Raw genomic sequence first — 18138 nt, 5'->3', positions numbered from 1 at the left:
CACCGGTAACCGACCGCTGACCTGCCCGACCTTTGGGTGGCCTTACCCCGCGGACCCGCTCGCGAGGGGCTACTGTCAGCCCAACTGTCACGGTCGTCGCCCCAAGGATTGAGGCTCCATGCAGCTCGTCGCGATCATCGTCTCGTTGGCCGTCACGGCCATCACGATCCCCGTCACGGTCGTCGCCGTGCGCCGGATGACCGCCGTCATCCGTGCCGGTGGCCCGGCACCCGGCCGCACGAACGACCCCGCCGCGCGCACGGTGAACATGCTCAAGGAGACGTTCCTCCACACGCGCATGCTCCAGTGGAGCTGGATCGGCGCCCTGCACTGGTTCGTCTACCTCGCGTTCCTGGTGCTCGCGACGGCCGTCGCCCAGGCGTTCTTCCAGCTGTTCGACCCGGAGTTCGTCTGGCCGATCATCGGCCACTTCTTCCTCTACGAGTGGATCAGCGAGGCCATCGGCCTGCTCGGCGCTCTCGCGATCATCCCGCTGGCGGTCTACCGCCAGGTCAAGCACCCCAAGCGCCTCCAGCGCCAGAGCCGGTTCTTCGGCTCGCGGATGGGTCAGGCCTACTTCGTCGAGTTCATGGTCTTCCTCGAGAGTGCCGCGATCCTGTTCATCCGCGGCGCCGAGTACAACCTGCTGCAGGCCCGTGGCGGCGAGGACGCCGAGTACGCCACCGGCTTCCACTTCCCGATCGCCCAGTTCTTCGGCAACCTCTACCCGACGGGCGCCGAGAACATCGACACCCTCGAGAACATCATCGTCGTCATCGCGATGATCAAGGTGACGTCGGCGATGATCTGGCTGCTCGTCATCTCCACCAACCTGACGATGGGCATCGCCTGGCACCGCTTCACCGCCTGGCCGAACATCTGGTTCAAGCGCGAGTCCGACGGTGGCACGGCCCTCGGCGGCCTCGAGCCCATCCGCATCAACGGCAAGGCCCTCGACATGGAGGCCATGGAGGACCTCGAGGAGGAGGACTTCGAGAAGCTCGGCGTCGGCAGGGTCGAGGACTTCTCCTGGAAGGGTCTGCTCGACTTCACGACCTGCACCGAGTGCGGTCGCTGCCAGAGCCAGTGCCCCGCCTGGAACACCGAGAAGCCGCTCAGCCCCAAGCTGCTGGTCATGGGCCTGCGCGAGCACGCCTACGCCAAGATCCCCGCCCTGGCGATCCCCGAGGACGAGCGCACCGAGGAGCAGCAGAAGGAGGTCGAGCGTCCGCTCATCGGCGACGAGGAGATGTACGGCGTCATCGACCCCGACGTCCTGTGGTCGTGCACCAACTGCGGCGCGTGCGTGCAGCAGTGCCCCGTCGACATCGAGCACGTCGACCACATCGACGACATGCGCCGCTTCCAGGTGCTCGTGGAGTCCAACTTCCCGGCCGAGCTCAACAACATCTTCAAGGGCCTGGAGCGCAAGGGGAACCCGTGGGGCATGAACCCCAAGCACCGCATGGACTGGGCCAAGGACCTCGACTTCGAGGTCAAGCAGGTCGGTGTGGACGTGGAGAGCCTCGACGAGGTCGAGTGGCTGTTCTGGGTCGGCTGCGCCGGCGCCTTCGAGGACCGTGCCAAGAAGACCACGCAGGCCGTGGCCGAGCTGCTGAACACCGCCGGCGTCGACTTCGCCGTCCTCGGTGACGGCGAGACCTGCACCGGCGACCCCGCGCGTCGAGCCGGCAACGAGATCGTCTTCATGCAGCTGGCCATGGAGAACGCCGAGGTGCTCAAGGAGACCAAGGCCAAGAAGGTCGTCTCCACCTGCGCCCACTGCTTCAACTCGCTCAAGAACGAGTACGCCGAGTTCGGCGTCGAGCTCGAGGTCGTGCACCACACGCAGCTACTCAACCGCCTCGTGCGCGAGGGCAGGCTGACGCCGGTGGCCGGCAAGGCCGGTGCCGCCGCAGCCGAGCCCGAGAAGACGATCACCTACCACGACCCCTGCTTCCTCGGTCGTCACAACCAGGTCTACGAGGCGCCGCGCGAGCTGCTCAGCGTCATCCCCGGCGCGAAGTTCGCCGAGATGCCGCGCAACTCCGAGCGCTCCTTCTGCTGCGGCGCCGGTGGCGCGCGCATGTGGATGGAGGAGAACCTCGGGTCGCGGATCAACGTGAACCGCACGCAGGAGGCCGTGGCCACCGGTGCCGACCAGATCGCCGTGGGCTGCCCGTTCTGCCGCGTCATGCTGTCGGACGGCCTGACCGCCCAGCAGGCGGCCGGCGAGGCCCGCGAGGAGGTCGAGGTCCTCGACGTCGCACAGATGCTGCTCGCCGCCGTGAAGCGGGCTCCCGAGCCGACGGCCGAGGAGTCCGCCGACGTCGTCGACGAGGCCGAGGCGGCCACCGCCGCGGCCGCGGCGGCCGGGTCCTCCGACCAGGCCACGGACGCCGAGCCCGACGCGACCGACCAGGCCGACGACGCCTCGATCAGCGACACCGAGGACGCCGCGCCGGCCGCGGACGCCCACGAGGAGCCCGAGGCGACCGACGTCCCCGACGACGAGCCGCAGGACGAGCCCGCCACGACGTCGCGCGAGGAGGACGTCGAGGTCGCCGCCAAGCACAACATGGACGTCGACGAGTTGGGTCGGGCCGCGGACACCTCCGGCGACGCCGGCCAGGCACCCGGTGCGGACGAGGCCGAGACGGACGGCGCGAAGGCCTCGACCGAGAGCGACGAGTCCGGGGACGAGACGCCCGCCGCCGAGACGTCGAAGGCCGACGAGACCGGCGCCGACGGTGACGAGTCCGAGACCGAGAAGGACGAGCCCGTCCAGGTCGACGCTCCCCCGCAGCCGGCCAAGCCCGCCACCGACGACAAGGCCGAGGAGGGTGGGGACGAGCCGAAGGCCGAGTCCACCACCTCGTCCGACGGTGCACCCGAGCCCGACCCGGAGCCCGAGCCCGGCGACACGACCGACCCCGAGGTCGAGACCGTCCCGAGCAATGGTGCTGGGGGCGACGACGAGGCCAGCCCGGCCACCGCCGACGAGCCCGCACCCGCCGAGGACGAGCCCGTCGACGGTGGTGTCGTCGAGCAGGGGGCGCGCGAGGAGGAGGCCGACGCTGCCGACGTGGAGGCCAAGGCCGACACCGACGGAGCCGCCGCTGCTTCACCCGAGGCACCGTCGGAGGTCGTCGCCGTCGAGGACGCGCCGAACGCCGACCCGGAGTCCGACGACGTCGCGCCGCTGAGCGACGCGAACCCGTCGGGCACGGACGTCTCGACCGCGGCCACCGACGCGGCCAAGGACGAGGAGCCCCAGGGCGAGGACGAGCCCAAGGCCTGACGCACGACCGATCCCAGCCGAGAGGGCGCCCGCACCACGCGGGCGCCCTCTCGTCGTCTTCGTCCCCGTGCCACGCCCCGACAGGCGGACGGGCGCCTTCGCACGGTGCCGGCCGCGGGAGGTAGGTGGCCCGCGCAACCCCGGCACCCCGAGGTAGGTGACACGCGGATACGCGCCTCCTATCCGCGTGCCACCTACCTCTGACGAGTCGATTCCGCGCGCCACGTACCTCTGACGAGTCAGGGCCGGGGGGCGAGGGCCTGGTCGACGGCGTCGCCCAGGGACCCCTGCCAGGCCGGGCCGTGACCGGGGGCGATGGTGTCGGCGTCGAGGGCGCGCAGCCGCTCCAGCGAGCGCTCCGCCTGCACACCGTCGGCCGTGAAGAAGCCGGGCAGCTGCTGGGGGCCGCGCCGACGCGAGATCGCGTGGCCCGTCACCAGGGCGTCGCCGGTGACCAGCACGCCGGCCGCAGCGAACAGGTACGCCGCGTGGCCGCTGGTGTGGCCCGGCGTGTGCACCGGGACCGGGGCGCCCGGCACGTCGAGCGGCGCACCGTCGGTCCACGCGCGGGCGTGTTCGAAGGTGGGGTGCGACGTCGCGCCCAGCCGAGAGATCCGGGCAGCCCACAGCGCCGTCCGCGGGCGCCAGGCCCGACGCGCGACGTCGAGGGTGGTGGCCGACTCGACCCGCTCCCCCGTCGCGTTCGGCACCTCGTCGGCGTGCATCAGCACCGGCACCCCGTGGTGCTCCCACCAGCGCGCGACGCTGCCGACGTGGTCGACGTGCGCGTGCGTCACCAGCACGGCCGAGACGTCGCCGGGCACGAGTCCGAGCTCCCGCACCGACGCGTCCAGTCGGTCCGCGTCCCCGGGGTAGCCGGTGTCGACGACCGTCAGGGCGTCGCCGTCCTGCACCAGCACCCAGTTGACGTCCGTGCCGCCGGAGAGGTGCACCCCGTCACCGATCTGCGTGAGCATACGCCGACGCTACCCCCGCAGGCGTCAGCCTCGGCAGCCCCGAGTCGGGACCTTCGTCCCCGTGACCCACCTCACGGTTGCTCGTTGCAACCTGTACCCGCGTACCAGTCGAGGAGCCACCGTGCGTCGAGCCGTCCTGACCGCCCTGTCCGCCGCCCTCGTCCTGGCCGGGCTCGCCGCCGCACCCACCGCCACGGCTGCTGCCGCGCCGTACACCGTCACCTCGCTGTGGTTCCGCGTGACCGTCGGGGAGAAGAACGACCAGAAGTGCACCATCGTGGCCGACCAGTACCTGCCCCGCACGGCCACGGCGAGGAAGCCGGTGCCGGCCATCCTCACGACCAACGGCTTCGGCGGGTCCAAGGACGACCAGGCCGGTCTCGGGAAGCTCTTCGCGTCGCGCGGCTACGCCGTGATCAGCTACTCCGGGCTCGGCTTCGGCGGCTCGGGCTGCCCGATCTCCCTCGACGACCCCGCGGTCGACGGCAAGGCCGCCAGCCAGATCATCGGCTACCTCGGCGGCGCCACCGGCACGGCCTACCTCGACGCCGGCCTGACGAAGAAGGCGCCCGCCCTGACGGTCGTGAAGCGCGACGCGAGGAACCAGCTCGGGACGGTCTCGCGGAACGACCCCCGCGTGGGCATGGTCGGCATCTCCTACGGCGGTGGCATCCAGTTCGCCACCGCGGCCATCGACCCGCGCCTCGACACGATCGTCCCCGGCGCCACGTGGAACGACCTCAGCTACTCCCTCTCGCCCAACAACACCTCGCAGACGGGGGTCAGCTCGGCCACTCCCGGTGCGGCCAAGCTCGTCTGGGCGCTCGGCTTCGTCGGCAAGGGCGCGCTCGACGGCTTCACCGGAGCGCCGCAGGACCCCTCACGCATCGCCGGCTGCCCCAACTTCGTGGCGTTCGTGTGCCCGGCCGTGGTCACCGCCGGCGTCACCGGGACGCTCGACCCGGGCACCGTCCAGGAGCTGCGCAGACGCTCCGTGGCCAGCTACGTGAAGCAGGTGCGCATCCCCACGCTCCTGCTGCAGGGTCAGTCGGACACGCTGTTCAACCTCAACGAGGGCACGGCCACCTTCCAGGCGCTCCGGAAGCAGAAGGTGCCCACCAAGCTCGTGTGGATCAACGGCGGCCACTCCGGCCCCAACGCACCCGGCGAGATCGACTTCGACGCCCCGAGCATCGCCGGCCAGCACCTCACCGCGCGCCTCAGCGCCTGGTTCGACCACTACCTCAAGGGTCAGAGGACCGACACCGGGCCGCTGTTCTCCTACTTCCGCGACTGGGTCCCCTACACCGGCAACGCCCGTCCGGCGTACGCGACGAGCTCGACGTTCCCCATCGGCTCACGCACGCCCTTCTACCTCTCCGGCAAGGAGCTCACCCGCTCGAGGGGCGCCGTGGCGAAGGGGGCGCAGACGCTGCTCACGGGACCCGCCGGCGCACCCACCTCCCTCGGCACGATCGACGTCGTCGGCTCACAGCTGCCGATCGCGCTGCCGGAGCTGGACCTGCCCGGGACGTCCGCGAGCTGGACCACCCCCGCCCTCACGGCACCGCTGACGGTCGTGGGCTCCCCCACGCTCGACCTGTCCGTCACGGCTCCCACCGCGGCTCTCACGCAGGCCCTCGACGCCGGCAAGGTCGTGGTCTTCGTGAAGGTCCTCGACGTGGGCCGCGACGGCAAGGGCACCGTCGTGCGCGACCTCGTCGCGCCGGTGCGGGTGCCCGACGCCGGGCAGCCGTTCACCGTGACCCTCCCCGGCATCGCGCACCGCTTCGCGAAGGGTCACGCCCTGCGCCTCGTGGTCGCCGGCGGTTCGGTCAACTACCGCGGCGGCCTCGTCTCGGCGCCGGTGACGATCACGACCGGATCGGCGAACCAGGTGCTCACGCTGCCGCTCGTCTGAGCAGGTCAGGCGCAGCCGACGGCACCGAGCGCGGCGAGTCCCACCCGGTCGCCCGGGCCCCAGGCGTCGCGCGGGCTGCTCGGGTGCATCAGCTCTCCGAGGTCGTCGACGTGGTCGAGGCCGAGCACGTGGGCCAGCTCGTGCATGAGCACCCCGGTCGCGACGTCGCCACCGTTCCCGCGGCGCACCAGGTCGGGGGCGTCGAGCATGATCTCGCCGGTCACGTAGGTGCGCCGGTCGTCCCGCTCGACCCAGGTGCTGCCGCCGAGACCCCCCACGCGACCCTCCAGCTCGGCGACCTCGTCGGCGTCGGTCCAGCTGATCTGCACCGGACGCCAACCCTCCCCGTCCTCGGGATCGTCCTCGTGGGCGAGCGGCGGGTCGGTGGTCGTGCCGACGACCTGCAGGTCGAGCCCGCTGGTGTCCTCCACCTCCGCCACGGCCCTCCGGAGCACCGCGTCGGCGTCGTCGGGGGCGCGTCGCTCGTTGACGACGATCCGCACGGGCGTGCACGGGTCGTAGGCCACCGGCGTCTCACCGTCGGCCTGCGTCTGCAGGAATGCGTACGAACCGCCCCCGGGAGCCGTGCGGGTCTCGCCGGACGTGGCGGAACCCCGGTCGGGGAAGACCGTGCCGGTGGACTCCGGGGCGATCACGATCCACGCCATGAGCACGCCGAGCAGCCCCAGCAGCACGCTCACCGCGAGGACAGCACGCGAACGCGGGTCCCGCCGCCACGAGACGCCCTGTCCTGTCACCCGGACAGGATGACACCGCATGGCCAACGGGTCAGGGCGAGTGGTGGCGAGCGACGCTCAGCGCGGGACGAGCGGCACGCCGTCGGCGCCGGCGACGAAGGTGTAGCCGGAGGCCCCGGGGGAACGCTCGAGGATGCTGACGAACCAGTCACCGGGCCCCGGCGCCGCCACGGTCACCCGGTCCGGAGCAGCGTCGTGGTCGGCGTACGTCGTGACGACACCGCCCCGGAAGTCGCGAGCGTCCTCGGGCGAGCGGTAGTAGGCCACCACGTACACGCGGTGACCGGCCGCGGCCACGTGCTCCGTGCCCTCGACGATCACCCGCCGCCGATCGCGGCGCGAGCGCGGTCCCCGGACGTGGCGGCGTCGAGCCGGCAGCGCGAGCGACATGATCCCCTCCCTCGTGAGGCCGATCCCTGGGCGGTCCCACGGATCGATGAAACCTCAACCATCCGCGTTCTGGCCAGCGATTCTCGAAGATGTGTCACGAAACCGCAATAAATGGCCCGATAGGACTACTGATTCCGCACCTTCCAGGCGAGTTCGCGCCGGATGCTCACTGCGGGGGTCGCGCGCCGAGCGCGGCGATGCACCGCTCCGCGGCCGACCGGCCGGCCTCCAGGGCCGGCACCGGGTCGTGCCGACGCACCCACACCGACAGGAACCCGGCCGCGAAGGCGTCGCCGGCTCCCGTCGTGTCCACGACCGACGTGCGGGGCGCGGTCAGCTGCTCGCGCACGGGTGCACCGTCGACGGACCCGATGAAGGCCGCGCCCATCGAGCCCAGCGTCACCACCACCGCCCCGAAGCGACCCGCCAGGGCGTCGAGGTCGATCTGCGGACCGCGCGCGTCGACGAGGACGCGCGCCTCGTCGATGTTGGGGAACGCGAGGTCGGCGCCGTCGACCCAGTCGAGGAACGTCGCCCCGCCGCACGCCCGCAGGAACGACACCGTGCTGGGGTCGATGCTGACCCCGGCGCCTCGCGCCCTCGCCTGCGCCACGAGCCCGAGGGCCATCGACCGGGTGCCCTCGTCGAAGAACGAGTAGCCGGTGAGGTGCAGCCAGGTCACGCCCTCCCAGACCTCGGGCGGGACGTCGGCCGCCTGCAGCCGCGTGTTCGCACCCCGGTCGACGAACATCGTCCGCTCGCCGACCTCGTCGAGCTGCAGCAGGATGGTGGCGGTCGGCAGCTCGGGGTCGGCCGCCAGGCGGGCATCCACGCCGTGCGCCTGCAGGGCCGCCGCGTGGCGCTCCACCGCGTCGGCGCCGACCCGGCCCACGAACCGCGTCGGGACGCCGAGGCTGCCCAGCCACGCCGCCACGTTGGCCGCCGAGCCGCCGGGTGCCATCCGGATGGTCGCAGGCGTGTCGCTGGCCGGGGTGACCTCGGCGAGCGGCTGCACGCTGATGTCGTCGACCACGTCGCCGACGACCAGGATCGTCATCGGCTACAGCGCGGCCCAGGCCGACGCGATGTCGGCCGCCACCCTGATGTTGTTCTCGACGATCCGCAGGTTCACGGCCAGGCTCTCCCCGTCGGTGAGCTCGACGATGGTCGAGAGCAGGAAGGGGGTGACCTCCTTGCCCTCGATGCCCTTCTCCTCGCAGCGGCGCAACGCCTCGGCGAGCACCCGGTCGTGCAGGTCGGGGTCGAGCTGCTCGGCGACGGGGAGCGGGTTGGCCACGACGATCGCGCTGCACAGCTCCAGCTGCTCGCGCGACTCCATGACCGCGGCGACGGCGGCGCCGTCGGGCACCGTCCAGTCCAGCGGCTCACCGGACGACCGCAGCCAGAAGCTCGGGAACTCCTGCGTGCCGTAGCCGAGCACCGTGATCCCGAGGGACTCCATCCGCTCCAGCGTCGCGCCGATGTCGAGGACCGACTTCACGCCCGCGGAGACGACCGTGATCGGCACCTCCGAGAGCGCCTTCAGGTCGTTGGACTCGTCGAAGGTGCTGCCGGCCCCGCGGTGGACCCCACCCAGACCGCCGGTGGCGAACACCCGGATGCCCGCGTGGTCGGCGATGAACGACGTCGCTGCCACCGTCGTGGCACCGCTGCCACCGCGAGCCAGCACCACGGGCAGGTCGCGCATGCTCAGCTTGGCGACGTCCTCGGAGGCGACCCGCTCCAGCTCGGCGTCGGTCAGCCCGGCCTTCAGCTGGCCGTCGAGCACCGCGATCGTGGCCGGGACGACACCGCGGTCGCGCAGCATCTGCTCGAAGTGCCGTGCGGCCACGAGGTTGTCGGGGCGGGGCAGGCCGTGGGAGATGATCGTCGACTCCAGGGCCACGACCGGACGCCCGGCCGACAGTGCCTCGGAGACCTCGGTGCTGATCGAGAGGGGTAGGGACATGGGGGATCGCCCTCGGCTCTAGATGCGCGTCTGGTGGAAGTTGGCGTGGGACCGCGACGCCGTCGGGCCGCGCTGACCCTGGTAGCGGGACCCGTACTTGGCCGATCCGTACGGGTTCTCGGCCGCCGAGGACAGCCGGAAGAAGCAGAGCTGGCCGATCTTCATGCCCGGGTAGAGCTTGATCGGCAGCGTGGCGACGTTGGCCAGCTCGAGCGTCACGTGGCCCGAGAAGCCAGGGTCGATGAAGCCGGCCGTGGAGTGGGTCAGCAGGCCGAGCCGACCGAGCGACGACTTGCCCTCGAGGCGGGCCGCGACGTCGTCTGGCAGCGTCACGAGCTCGTAGGTGGACCCGAGGACGAACTCGCCCGGGTGCAGGACGAACGTCTCGTCGCCCTCGACCTCGACGGGGCGCGTGAGGTCGGACTGGTCGGCTGCCGGGTCGATGTGCGGGTACTTGTGGTTGTCGAACACCCGGAAGAACTTGTCGAGCCGCACGTCGATGCTCGACGGCTGGATCATGGAGCGCTCGAGCGGGTCCAGGCCCACGCGTCCCGCATCGATCTCGGCCAGGATGTCGCGGTCGCTCAGCAGCACGGCAGCAACGTAACCCATCGCGGGAGCGCGGGCGACCAAGGCGCCCGGTCCCGGACGGGGCGGGGCGACGCGCGGCGTCGTCAGGGCGCGAGGGGCCGCTGCAGCTCGGCGACCCAGCGGCCGTCGGCGCACAGCGTGCGCGTGTGCTGCAGGTGCGCCCGCTGGGCGAGCCAGGGGACGGCGTCCAGACCGACCACGGCCCACGGGAACGGCTCGCCGAGGGTGCCGTCGACGCGCAGGCGGCGCGACTCCTGCAGGATCCCCCCGTGCTCCTCGACCTCGACCAGCACGGTGCCGCCCGGCACGACGAGCTCTCCGACGCGGCGCAGCAGCCGGTCGGGACGGCCGCCGATGCCGATGTTGCCGTCGGCCAGCAGCGCGTGCTGCCAGCCGCCCTCCCCGGGCAGTCGCTCGAACAGGTCGCGCCGCAGCACGAGGGAGCCCCGCGCGCGGGCCAGCCCGATGGCCGAGCGTGAGCTGTCGACCCCGAGCGCGTCGAGGCCCCGGGCCAGCAGCGCCTGCACGAGCCGACCCGGACCGCAGCCGAGGTCGAGCGTGGGTCCGACGCACGGGTCGACGAACAGCGTCAGGTCGGCGGCGTCGGCGTCGGCGGCCCAGCGGTGGACCGCCAGGCGCTCCTCGGCACCGTCGTCGTCGACGAAGTGCGAGTCACCGGACGTGAAGACCAGGTCGAACAGCGAGTCGTCGAGCGTCATGCCACCGCCTCCGCGCAGCGGGCGACGGCCGCGGCGAACCGCGAGCCGGGCACGTCGGCGGCGACGCGCTGGGCGTCGGGCCACTCGTCGACGTCGAGCAGCGGGCGGAGCAGGTGCACGTCGCCGCCCAGCGCCTCGACCGTCCGGGTGCCCGTGTCGTCGCGCGACATCGGCACCGCGCGCAGCGCGTCGGCGTGCGTGGGATCAGGCAGACCGAGAAGCCACCAGCCGCCGTCCTCGGCCGGGCCCAGCACCTGCGTGCCGTCGCGGACGAGCTCGCCCGCGGTGACCAGGTCGTCGGAGGTGACCTGGGGGGTGTCCATGCCGATCTGCACGGTGCCCCACGCGGGACCGGAGGCCGACAGCACGCCGGCGGCGTCGGCGTGGGCGTGGGCCAGGCGGGCACCGAAGTCGTCGCCGCGCTGCAGCACCACGGTCACCCGGGCCAGTGCGTCCTGGACGGCACGCGACCGTGCGGCCTGCTCGAGGTCACCGGTCAGCGCGACCACGACCGGCCAGCCGGTCACGTCGTGGGCGGACGAGACGGCGTCGAGGGTGTCGAGCAGTGCGGCGGCGGCCACGTCGGCGGCCCGCTGCGGGCCGGCCACGCGACCGAGCCGCGTCTTGGCCAGACCCGGCACGGGCGCCTTGGCCACGACGAGCAGCACGGGGACGATCGTTCCGCTGTTCATCGCAGCACCTTCGCGAAGTCCTGCACCACGCGCGCGGTGCCCTTGACGGAGCCCGAGACCTTCGAGCGGGTCCCGGCGGCGCGCGGGCGGTAGTCGATGTCGAGCTCACGGACGGTCCAGCCGGCGCGCGAGGCCTTGACCATCAGCTCGAGCGGGTACCCGAAGCGTCGGTCGCGCACGTCGAGGTCGAGCAGGTCCTGGCGGCGGCACACCCGCATGGGCGCGAGGTCGTGGATGCCGAAGCCACTGGATCGGCGGATCCACGTGGCCAGGACCAACGTGCCGGCACGGGCGTGCCACGGCCACACGCCGCGGGCGACGGGCCGACGTCGGCCCACCGCCATCGTCACGCCGCCGTCACGTACGGCGTCGAGCAGGGGGAGCAGGTCGACGAGCCGCATGGAGTCGTCGCCGTCGATCACGCCGACGTACTCGGCGGTGGCGGCCTCGATGCCCGCGTGGACAGCGGCCCCGTACCCGGGTCGGGGCTCGTGCACGACGCGCGCGCCGAGCTCGCGGGCCACGTCGGCGGTGCCGTCGGTCGAGCCGTTGTCGACCACGATCGGGCGGAGTCCGGCGGGGAGGTCACGCAGCACGAGGGGCAGCGCAGCGGCCTCGTCACGGCACGGGATCACGACGTCGCACGCCCCGAGGTGATCCTGCATCCCCCGAACCTAAGCCGCGCAGGGCCCGCTCGCACGTCAAGGGGTCCTGCGACAGGCGCTCGACCACCTTCCCCCGGGACAGCCATGCGCCCCCTGGGTTCGCCGGATAGCGTGGCGCCATGCTGGCCCGCCCCCGCACGGCCGTGCTCTCGGCACTGGTCGGCCTCGTGCTGGTGACCGCCGCGATGGCGGTCCCGGCCGTCCTCTCCGACGACGTGCGCGTGCACTGGCCCCCGCTCCACGCCTTCTGGGGCCCGCGGTTCGATCCCCTCCTCCTGGTCGCCGTCGCGACGGCCGTGCTGCTCTGGTCGGCGCTGCCCCGGGCGTGCCGCGATCTCCCGTGGCGCGTCGTCGTGGTGCTCGCGACCGTCTCGTCGTGGCTCTGGACGTGCGCGCTCGGGCTCAGCGACGGGCGCTACGGCTTCAGCCGCGTGTACGGGCGCAAGAGCGAGTACCTGCACGACGCGACGGAGGTCCGCGACGTCCCCGCCGCGCTGCACGACTTCGTCGAGCGCATCCCGTCGGCCGCGGTCGACAACTGGCACACGCACGTGGCCGGGCACCCTCCGGGAGCGCTCCTGTCGTTCGTCGCGCTCGACCGCGTCGGGATCGACGACCCCTTCTGGGTCGCCATGGTCGTCGTGACGATCGGCGCCACGTCGGTGGCGGCGGTGCTGCTGACCCTCGACCTGCTCGGCAGCCGCGACCTGGCCAGGCGCGCTGCTCCCTGGCTCGCCCTGGCCCCGTTCGTCGTGTGGGCGGGGGTCAGCGCCGACTACTACTTCGCCGCGGTGGCGGCCTGGGGCCTGTACCTGCTCGCCCGGGCCGCGGTCGCGGTCGGACCCCGGTCCTGGGCGCTCGGGGTCGGGGCGGGGCTGCTGCTCGGGTGGTGCGTGTTCCTGTCGTACGGGCTCGTGCTGCTCGGCATCCTCGCCCTGGCCGTCCTCTGGCTGGCGCACGCCCGCGCCGCGCCGCGCCCGGGTGCGGGCTGGCGGGTGCTGCCGTGGGCCGTCGGCGGGGCGCTCGTCGTGACGGCGGTCTTCTCGGCGTACGGGTTCCACTGGTGGGAGGCCTACCCGGTGCTGCGCGAGCGCTACTACGAGGGCATCGCCTCCGAGCGCGCCTACGGTTACTGGGTCTGGGCCAACCTGGCGGCGTGGACCTTCACCGCGGGTCTCGCCGTGTGGGCCGCGTTCCCTGCCACCGTCGACGCCGCTCGCCGTCGCGTCCCGCTCGCCGTGCTGGCCGGCGCGGGCGTGGCCACGATCGTCGCGGCCACCCTGTCGGGCATGAGCAAGGCCGAGGTCGAGCGCATCTGGCTGCCGTTCACGATCTGGGTCGTCGCGATCCCCGCCCTCCTGCCGGACCGCTGGCAGCGCCCTCTCCTCGCCTCCCAGCTGGTCCTCGCCCTCCTCGCCCAGACCCTGCTCATCACCCGCTGGTGACGGCCGAGCCGTCCCCCGTCTCGGACAGGTGCGGGGCGGTTCGGAGCCCGCGGATGCCCCGCAGGTGTCCGAAACGGGGGGCGTAGACCCTCAGCGGCGACGGAGCGGGTCGGTGGCCAGGCGGGCGATGCCGTCCTCGGGCGCGATCTCGGCGCGGAAGCCGAGACCCTCGGCGGCCTTGTCGGGCGAGGCGAGCACGTGCCGGACGTCGAAGACCCGCGCGTCGCCCGTGACCTCCGGCTCGGGTCCGTCGACGGCGCGCGACAGCACCTGCGCCATCTCGCCGATCGTGAACGGTCGCCCCGACGCCACGTTGTAGGCCGTCACGCCCACCGGGTGCTGCGCCACCTGCTCCACGGCCAGCGCGTTGGCCAGCGCCACGTCGTCGACGTGCACGAAGTCGCGCACCTGGGCGCCGTCCTCGAACACGCGCGGCGCCTCGCCCCGCTCGAGCGCGGAACGGAAGATCGCGGCCACTCCCGAGTACGGGGTGTCCGCGGGCATCCCCGGCCCGTACACGTTGTGGTACCGCAGGGCGACGGCGTGACCGGACTGCAGCGTGCACCACGCGTCGGCGAAGTACTCCTGCGCGATCTTGGACGCCGCGTACGACGTGCGCGGTCGGATGGGCGCGTCCTCGGTGACCCGGCGCCACGTCACGTCACCGCCGCACACGGGGCAGCGCGGGTCGAAGCGGCCGGCCGCCAGGTCGTCCTCGCGGCGCACCGCGGGCGGCACGTCGCCGTGGTCGGGGCAGTCGTAGCGCCCGTCGCCGTAGACGACCATCGACGAGGCGAGCACGAGGTCCTGGACCCCTGCGCGGGCCATGGCGGCGAGCAGGCGTGCCGTGCCGAGGTCGTTGTGCTCGGCGTAGCCGGGCAGGTCCTGGGCGTCCACGCCGTTGCCGACCATGGCCGCCTGGTGGCACACGACGTCGACGTCGGCCAGCACGTCGTCGAGGTCGTCGGTGCGCAGGTCGAGCAGGTGCACGTCGGCGGGCGCGTCGTCCCGGGCGTTCGGTCCGTGCGCCATCGGCAGGTACGCGTCGAGCGCGACGACGTCGTGGCCGCGCTCGGCCAGCCGCAGCGCGATCCGCGACCCGATGAACCCGGCCGCGCCGGTCAGCAGGACCTTCACGGCAGCTCGAAGGGCAGGCTCATGCCGTCCACGGCCGATGCACAGGCGCAGTCACGCTCGCCGATCGAGCCGACGACGCCGGCCAGCGTCGACTTGAGGGTGTCGGTGTGCTCCCGGAACACCTGGAACACCGCTTCCATGCTCACGGAGTCACTCGCGTCGACCCCGGCGTCGTGGTCGGTGACCAGCGCCACCGTGGCGTAGCAGAGCGCCAGCTCACGAGCCAGGATCGCCTCGGGGTGGCCGGTCATGTTGATGACGGCCCAGCCGTTCTCGGCGTACCAGCGCGACTCGGCGCGCGTGGAGAACCGCGGGCCCTCGATCACGACCATCGCGCCGCCGTCGGTGGGGTCGTGGTCGGCGAGACCCTCGAGCAGGTGGCCACGCAGGCGGTCGCAGTAGGGGTCGGCGAAGGAGACGTGCACCGCGCCGGTGTCGTAGTACGTCTGGGTGCGCGCGGTCGTGCGGTCGACCAGCTGGTCGGGGACCACGAAGCTGCCCGGGCCCAGCTCGGGTCGCAGACCGCCCACGGCGCAGGGGGCGAGCACCTGGCGGACGCCCAGCGAGCGCAGCGCCCAGAGGTTCGCGCGGTACGGGACCTGGTGCGCGGGGAAGCGGTGGTCGGCACCGTGTCGCGGCAGGAAGGCGACCGTCCGGTCCCCCACGTGGCCCACCGAGATCGGCGCCGACGGCGCGCCGTAGGGGGTGTCGACCTCGACCTGCTCGGGGTCGTCGAGGAACGTGTAGAAGCCGGAACCGCCGATGACGGCGACGTCGGGTGTGGTCATGGCCCCACCCTTCCAGCGCGCGGCGGCGCACGCACGCGGTGGGGTCGAGGAGGGGCCGTCGGACCCTCGCGGGTCGCGCCGGACCGGACTACCGTGGCGACATGTCAGAGACCCCCGGCCCCGAGAACTCGTCGATCGACGTCACGGTCAAGCCCTCGGGCGCGGGGTGCGTGGAGTGCCTCGCGGAGCCCGACGGGTGGTGGGTGCACCTGCGGCGCTGCGCGCAGTGCGGCCACATCGGCTGCTGCGACAGCTCACCCGCCCAGCACGCCACGGCGCACTTCCGCGAGTCCGGGCACCCGGTCGTGCAGAGCTTCGAGCCCGGCGAGGACTGGTTCTGGGACTACGCGTCCGAGACCGCCGCGCGAGGTCCCCGGCTGGCCGACCCGCAGTCGCACCCCGGCGACCAGACCGCGCCCGGTCCGGCCGACCGCGTGCCCGGCGACTGGCGCGACCGGATCCACTGACGAGTCGACCCCGATCAGTCCGCAGTCGACGGATCCTGAGGGGACTCCGTCGCGGCGGCCCACCGGTCGGCCCACTCGACGAGCGGGTCCGCCAGCCGGAGCAGGTCGACACCGAGAGGCGTGAGCCGGTAGCCGCCGTCCCCCCGCTCGATGAGCTGGGCCTCGCGGAGGTCCGCCAGACGCTGGTTGAGCGTCGAGGGCGAGATCCGCAGGTCGGTCGCCTGGATCTCGCGGAAGGTGCGGGGTCCATCGCGCAGGGCCCACAAGCAGGTGAGTGCCCACCGCCGGCCGACCAGGTCGAACAGAGCCATGACAGGAACACCCGTCGACGACCCCCGGACGGCGCGCCCGGGAACCGGGCGGCGGCTGCCGACGGGGCCGGGCTCGGTGGAGTGAGTCACACCATGACCGTAGAGGATTGCGGCGCTACGTTTTCCGTAGCAGACTGTCGTCATGCCGACTCCGTCCGTCACCGCCGCCCGCACCACCGCCGGACCACCGTCGTCACGCGCCATCCTCTGGACCTTCGTCGCCGGACTCGTCTCGACGGGCATCCACTACACGCACAACTTCCTCTACGCCTCGGACTACCCGCCCGCCGGTCCGTTCGTCAGCGACCTCGCGTACCAAGCCGGCATCCTGCTCTTCTGGCCCACGCTCACGTTGTGGGGCGCCTGGGGGGTGCATCGCTACGGCCAGGGTCGGATCCGCGCCGCACTCGTCCCCCTCGCCGCCTGGACGATGCTGGGAACAACCAGCCCCGGCCACTTCCTCGGCGGCGTCCCGGACATCCCCGCGTACGCGATGTTCACCATCTCCACGGACTTCGCCACCGGCGTGGTCATGCTCGTGCTCGTCGGACAGGCGGCCGGCGCCTTGGTGCGTCGCACCGACGTGCGCGACACGGCGGCATAGGCGCCGGCCGCACGTCGGCGGCACGTCGGCGGCACGTGTCGCGGCGTCAGCGCGTACCGACGCCGCCGATGCTGAGGACCTCGACCGCCGGGGCACCGCAGCATCCGCCGTCGGAGGCTGCCTCGTCGTCGAACGTGCCCGCGCCCCCGCACACCCCGGTGTCCGGGAGCGTCAGCTCGACGCGAGCCGCCGCCTCGTGGTCGCCGGCGAGGGCCGCCGCGACCGACCGGGTCTGCTCGAAGCCGGTGAGCGCCAGGAACGACGTGGCGCGTCCGTAGGACTTCATGCCGACCGGGTAGTACCCGACCTCGGGCTGGGCCAGCTCGGCCACGCCGTGCGGGTAGACGGTGCCGCACGAGTGCTCGTTGGGGTCGATGAGCGGGGCGAGGGCGCGCGGTGCCTGCAGCACGGGGTCGAGGTCGAGGCGCAGCTCGTCGGTCCACCGGAGGTCGGGGCGGAACCCGGTGAGGGCGAGGACCTCGTCGACTCCCGCGACGACCTGCCCGTCGAACGCGACGAGGTCGAGGCGGTCGTCGTCGCGTCGCCGGACCTCGGCGGTGCGGAAGCCGGTGCGGGTGGTGACGGGGCCACGGTCGACGGCGGCCCGGGCCAGCTGCCCGAGGGCGCCGCGCTGGGGCAGCTCGTCCTGGCCCGACCCGGCGAAGGCCGCACCCACGCAGCTGCGGCGCACGAGCCAGGTGATCGTCGTGCCGGGCTCGCTCTCGGCCAGTGCCGTGAGCGCCAGCAGGGCGCCCTTCGCGGAGGCTCCGGTACCGGCGACCACCACGTGCCTCCCGGCGAACCGGGAGCGCTGGACCGCCTGGTCGAGGTCGGGCACGCGGTAGCCGATGCGGTCGGCACTTTCGCGCTCGCCGAGGGCGACCACGCCGTCGCCGCCCAGAGGGTTCGGCGTGCCCCAGGTCCCCGTGGCGTCGACGACGGCTCGGGCCGCCAGGTGCTCGGTGCCGGCGGAGGTGCGCAGGTGGAGGGTGAACGCCGACCGGTCCCGGCCCGAGCTGACGAGGCGGTCGCGACCGTGGCGGGCGACGGCCGTGACCCGGGTCCCGTAGCGCACGGCCGGAGCGAGCACCTCGGCCAGCGGGCGGAGGTAGTCCTCCACCCAGCGGGCGCCCGTCGGGTAGCGGTCGGGGTGCGGCGGCTCCCAGCCCTGCTCGAGCAGGAGCTCGCGGGCGACCGGGTCGACCAGCTCGCGCCAGGGCGAGAACAGCCGCACGTGGCCCCACTCGGCGACCGCGGCGCCGGGGCCCTCGCCGGCCTCGAGCACGAGGTGCGCCACGCCACGACTCCTGAGGTGCGCCGCCGCGGCCAGGCCGATGGGCCCCGCTCCCACGACGACGACGGGCAGGTCGGACGGTGCGGTGCTCATGTGTGCTCCTTCGGCT

Annotated in this window: 18 protein-coding genes; 5 read left to right on the top strand and 13 right to left on the bottom strand. The window is 73.0% G+C overall.

The genetic code is table 11. The annotated features are described in order from the left end of the window. Positions 1-118 precede the first annotated feature (118 nt). On the top strand, positions 119-3301 hold the full coding sequence (locus RQG84_RS05280) for a heterodisulfide reductase-related iron-sulfur binding cluster (RefSeq protein ID WP_311209168.1): 3183 nt from the start codon (positions 119-121) through the stop codon (positions 3299-3301). 239 nt (positions 3302-3540) lie between these two features. On the opposite strand, the gene RQG84_RS05275 is transcribed toward RQG84_RS05280, so the two are convergent. Continuing rightward, the gene (locus tag RQG84_RS05275) at positions 3541-4278 is read right to left on the bottom strand and encodes an MBL fold metallo-hydrolase (RefSeq protein WP_311209167.1); all 738 of its coding nucleotides are present in this window, start codon (positions 4276-4278) and stop codon (positions 3541-3543) included. Positions 4279-4399: 121 nt separating this feature from the next. Between RQG84_RS05275 and RQG84_RS05270 the strand changes: the two genes are divergently transcribed. Then, positions 4400-6199 carry a CocE/NonD family hydrolase gene (locus tag RQG84_RS05270; RefSeq protein WP_311209166.1) on the top strand — a complete coding sequence of 600 codons (1800 nt, stop codon included), beginning with the start codon at positions 4400-4402 and terminating at the stop codon, positions 6197-6199. 5 nt (positions 6200-6204) lie between these two features. On the opposite strand, the gene RQG84_RS05265 is transcribed toward RQG84_RS05270, so the two are convergent. From RQG84_RS05265 to RQG84_RS05230, 8 genes are all read right to left on the bottom strand, one after another. Beyond that, positions 6205-6900 (bottom strand): matrixin family metalloprotease, encoded by a 696-nt coding sequence (locus RQG84_RS05265; protein WP_311209165.1) that lies wholly within the window; start codon positions 6898-6900, stop codon positions 6205-6207. Between the two features lie 114 nt (positions 6901-7014). Beyond that, positions 7015-7347, bottom strand: coding sequence for a hypothetical protein (locus RQG84_RS05260; RefSeq protein WP_311209164.1), 333 nt, complete (start codon positions 7345-7347; stop codon positions 7015-7017). 166 nt (positions 7348-7513) lie between these two features. After that, positions 7514-8404, bottom strand: a complete 891-nt coding sequence (locus RQG84_RS05255; RefSeq protein ID WP_311209163.1) for a sugar kinase — start codon at positions 8402-8404, stop codon at positions 7514-7516. A gap of 3 nt (positions 8405-8407) precedes the next feature. Then, the gene (locus RQG84_RS05250) at positions 8408-9316 is read right to left on the bottom strand and encodes a pseudouridine-5'-phosphate glycosidase (protein ID WP_311209162.1); all 909 of its coding nucleotides are present in this window, start codon (positions 9314-9316) and stop codon (positions 8408-8410) included. 18 nt (positions 9317-9334) lie between these two features. Beyond that, complete coding sequence (gene dcd / locus RQG84_RS05245; RefSeq protein ID WP_055962728.1) at positions 9335-9910, bottom strand: dCTP deaminase; 576 nt, start codon at positions 9908-9910, stop codon at positions 9335-9337. An 80-nt stretch (positions 9911-9990) separates the two neighbouring features. Further along, positions 9991-10626 carry a class I SAM-dependent methyltransferase gene (locus RQG84_RS05240; RefSeq protein ID WP_311209161.1) on the bottom strand — a complete coding sequence of 212 codons (636 nt, stop codon included), beginning with the start codon at positions 10624-10626 and terminating at the stop codon, positions 9991-9993. Next, a complete protein-coding gene (locus tag RQG84_RS05235; protein WP_311209160.1) occupies positions 10623-11318 on the bottom strand; it encodes a DUF2064 domain-containing protein in 696 nt (231 codons plus the stop codon). The genes RQG84_RS05240 and RQG84_RS05235 overlap by 4 nt, the downstream gene beginning before the upstream one ends. Beyond that, a complete protein-coding gene (locus tag RQG84_RS05230; RefSeq protein WP_311209159.1) occupies positions 11315-11983 on the bottom strand; it encodes a glycosyltransferase family 2 protein in 669 nt (222 codons plus the stop codon). The genes RQG84_RS05235 and RQG84_RS05230 overlap by 4 nt, the downstream gene beginning before the upstream one ends. Positions 11984-12102: 119 nt before the next feature. Here RQG84_RS05230 and RQG84_RS05225 point away from each other — a divergent pair, with 119 nt between their 5' ends. Further along, positions 12103-13428 carry a hypothetical protein gene (locus tag RQG84_RS05225; protein ID WP_311209158.1) on the top strand — a complete coding sequence of 442 codons (1326 nt, stop codon included), beginning with the start codon at positions 12103-12105 and terminating at the stop codon, positions 13426-13428. 90 nt (positions 13429-13518) lie between these two features. Here RQG84_RS05225 and RQG84_RS05220 read toward each other — a convergent pair whose 3' ends face one another. After that, the gene (locus RQG84_RS05220) at positions 13519-14565 is read right to left on the bottom strand and encodes an NAD-dependent epimerase/dehydratase family protein (protein ID WP_311209157.1); all 1047 of its coding nucleotides are present in this window, start codon (positions 14563-14565) and stop codon (positions 13519-13521) included. Continuing rightward, on the bottom strand, positions 14562-15353 hold the full coding sequence (locus RQG84_RS05215) for an S-methyl-5'-thioadenosine phosphorylase (protein ID WP_311209156.1): 792 nt from the start codon (positions 15351-15353) through the stop codon (positions 14562-14564). The genes RQG84_RS05220 and RQG84_RS05215 overlap by 4 nt, the downstream gene beginning before the upstream one ends. Positions 15354-15454: 101 nt before the next feature. Between RQG84_RS05215 and RQG84_RS05210 the strand changes: the two genes are divergently transcribed. Continuing rightward, positions 15455-15820, top strand: coding sequence for a UBP-type zinc finger domain-containing protein (locus tag RQG84_RS05210; RefSeq protein ID WP_311209155.1), 366 nt, complete (start codon positions 15455-15457; stop codon positions 15818-15820). A gap of 14 nt (positions 15821-15834) precedes the next feature. On the opposite strand, the gene RQG84_RS05205 is transcribed toward RQG84_RS05210, so the two are convergent. Next, on the bottom strand, positions 15835-16131 hold the full coding sequence (locus tag RQG84_RS05205) for a helix-turn-helix domain-containing protein (RefSeq protein WP_311209154.1): 297 nt from the start codon (positions 16129-16131) through the stop codon (positions 15835-15837). A gap of 142 nt (positions 16132-16273) precedes the next feature. Between RQG84_RS05205 and RQG84_RS05200 the strand changes: the two genes are divergently transcribed. Next, on the top strand, positions 16274-16735 hold the full coding sequence (locus RQG84_RS05200) for a hypothetical protein (protein WP_311209153.1): 462 nt from the start codon (positions 16274-16276) through the stop codon (positions 16733-16735). A gap of 46 nt (positions 16736-16781) precedes the next feature. Here RQG84_RS05200 and RQG84_RS05195 read toward each other — a convergent pair whose 3' ends face one another. Further along, positions 16782-18122 carry an NAD(P)-binding domain-containing protein gene (locus tag RQG84_RS05195; protein WP_311209152.1) on the bottom strand — a complete coding sequence of 447 codons (1341 nt, stop codon included), beginning with the start codon at positions 18120-18122 and terminating at the stop codon, positions 16782-16784. Positions 18123-18138: the final 16 nt, after the last annotated feature.

The sequence above is a fragment of the Aeromicrobium sp. WCS2018Hpa-31 genome, assembly GCF_031843905.1.
Lineage (GTDB): Bacteria > Actinomycetota > Actinomycetes > Propionibacteriales > Nocardioidaceae > Aeromicrobium.
Note: the sequence above shows the minus strand (reverse complement) of the source record. Positions and strands in the feature narration are given on the sequence as shown.

Coding starts and splice junctions, on each gene's coding strand:
- RQG84_RS05280 (WP_311209168.1), top strand. CDS start 119: ATGCAGCTCGTCGCGATCATCGTCTCGTTGGCCGTCACGGCCATCACG.
- RQG84_RS05275 (WP_311209167.1), bottom strand. CDS start 4,278: ATGCTCACGCAGATCGGTGACGGGGTGCACCTCTCCGGCGGCACGGAC.
- RQG84_RS05260 (WP_311209164.1), bottom strand. CDS start 7,347: ATGTCGCTCGCGCTGCCGGCTCGACGCCGCCACGTCCGGGGACCGCGC.
- RQG84_RS05255 (WP_311209163.1), bottom strand. CDS start 8,404: ATGACGATCCTGGTCGTCGGCGACGTGGTCGACGACATCAGCGTGCAG.
- RQG84_RS05250 (WP_311209162.1), bottom strand. CDS start 9,316: ATGTCCCTACCCCTCTCGATCAGCACCGAGGTCTCCGAGGCACTGTCG.
- RQG84_RS05240 (WP_311209161.1), bottom strand. CDS start 10,626: ATGACGCTCGACGACTCGCTGTTCGACCTGGTCTTCACGTCCGGTGAC.
- RQG84_RS05235 (WP_311209160.1), bottom strand. CDS start 11,318: ATGAACAGCGGAACGATCGTCCCCGTGCTGCTCGTCGTGGCCAAGGCG.
- RQG84_RS05230 (WP_311209159.1), bottom strand. CDS start 11,983: ATGCAGGATCACCTCGGGGCGTGCGACGTCGTGATCCCGTGCCGTGAC.
- RQG84_RS05225 (WP_311209158.1), top strand. CDS start 12,103: ATGCTGGCCCGCCCCCGCACGGCCGTGCTCTCGGCACTGGTCGGCCTC.
- RQG84_RS05215 (WP_311209156.1), bottom strand. CDS start 15,353: ATGACCACACCCGACGTCGCCGTCATCGGCGGTTCCGGCTTCTACACG.
- RQG84_RS05210 (WP_311209155.1), top strand. CDS start 15,455: ATGTCAGAGACCCCCGGCCCCGAGAACTCGTCGATCGACGTCACGGTC.
- RQG84_RS05205 (WP_311209154.1), bottom strand. CDS start 16,131: ATGGCTCTGTTCGACCTGGTCGGCCGGCGGTGGGCACTCACCTGCTTG.
- RQG84_RS05200 (WP_311209153.1), top strand. CDS start 16,274: ATGCCGACTCCGTCCGTCACCGCCGCCCGCACCACCGCCGGACCACCG.
- RQG84_RS05195 (WP_311209152.1), bottom strand. CDS start 18,122: ATGAGCACCGCACCGTCCGACCTGCCCGTCGTCGTCGTGGGAGCGGGG.